The following is a 1,313-nucleotide window of genomic DNA, read 5'->3' as shown; positions in this document are numbered from 1 at the left end:
GCACTGAAGGACGAGCTCTTCGACATCGACCGTCGCCACATCAACACCGAGAGCGACACCGAGGTGCTGATCAACGTGCTGGCGCACGAGCTGGAGCTGGCCGCGCGCGACCTGCCACTGACGCCCAAGGAGATCTTCTCCGCCGTGCGTGCGGTGCAAAAGCGCATCAAGGGCAGCTACGCCGTCATCGCGCTGATCGCCGGCCAGGGCCTGCTGGCTTTCCGCGACCCCTTCGGCATCCGCCCGCTGTGCTTCGGCCGCTCGGCCAACGGCGAGGTCATGGTGGCCAGCGAAAGCGTCGCGCTGGAAGGCACCGGCCACCAGCTGGAGCGCGACGTGGCGCCCGGCGAAGCCCTCTTCATCGACATGACCGRCAAGCTGCACACCGAGCAGTGCAATGACAACCCGACGCTGAACCCCTGCATGTTCGAGTTCGTCTACCTGGCCCGCCCGGATTCGGTGATGGATGGCATCTCGGTCTACCAGGCGCGGCTGAACATGGGCGAGACCCTGGCCCAGCGGGTCATCTCCACGATGCCGCCCAACGAGATCGACGTCGTCATCCCGATTCCGGAAAGCAGCCGCCCCTCGGCCATGCAACTGGCCCACCGCATCGGCAAGCCCTATCGCGAGGGCTTCGTGAAGAACCGCTATGTCGGCCGYACCTTCATCATGCCGGGGCAGGGCGCGCGCAAGAAGTCGGTGCGCCAGAAGCTCAATGCCATCGGTGTCGAGTTCAAGGACCGGAATGTGCTGCTGGTGGATGACTCCATCGTGCGCGGCACCACGTCCAAGGAGATCGTGCAGATGGCTCGCGAGGCGGGCGCACGCAAGGTCTACCTTGCTTCCGCCGCGCCGCCGGTGCGCTATCCCAACGTTTACGGCATCGACATGCCGACGACCGAGGAACTGATCGCACACAACCGCTCCGTCGAGGAGATCCGCCAATACATCGGCGCCGATGCGCTGATCTACCAGGACGTGGATGCTATGAAGCGCGTCGTCGCCGCGCTGCGCCCGGGCCTCGCCGGCTTCGAGGCAAGCTGCTTCGACGGCCACTACGTGACCGGTGACGTGAGTCTCGAAGACTTCGCCACGCTGCGCGCGCAACGCACCAGCCAGCCCAGCGAGGAAGACGCCGACGCACGTGGCCGCCTGGCGCTGCAAAGCGACAGTGAGCAATAGGGGCTGAACGCATGAGCGACCCCGCTCGCCGCACCTTGCCCGAGGGCCTGCGCCCGGAGACGCTGGCCGTGCGCACGGCGCTGGCGCCTAGCCAGCATGGCGAGAACTCCGAAGCGCTGTTCCTGACC

Annotated in this window: 1 protein-coding gene; it reads left to right on the top strand. The window is 66.4% G+C overall.

The features are described from left to right. Window positions 1–1,185: amidophosphoribosyltransferase (purF, locus tag AC1DU6_RS31545; RefSeq protein WP_477862117.1), on the top strand; the 1,185-nt coding region annotated here is incomplete at its 5' end. Between the last annotated feature and the right edge of the window lie 128 nt (window positions 1,186–1,313).

The sequence above is a fragment of the Roseateles sp. P5_B10 genome, assembly GCF_056400485.1.
The sequence above is the reverse complement of the archived record's forward strand: the minus strand, read 5'-3'. Positions and strand labels throughout refer to the sequence as shown.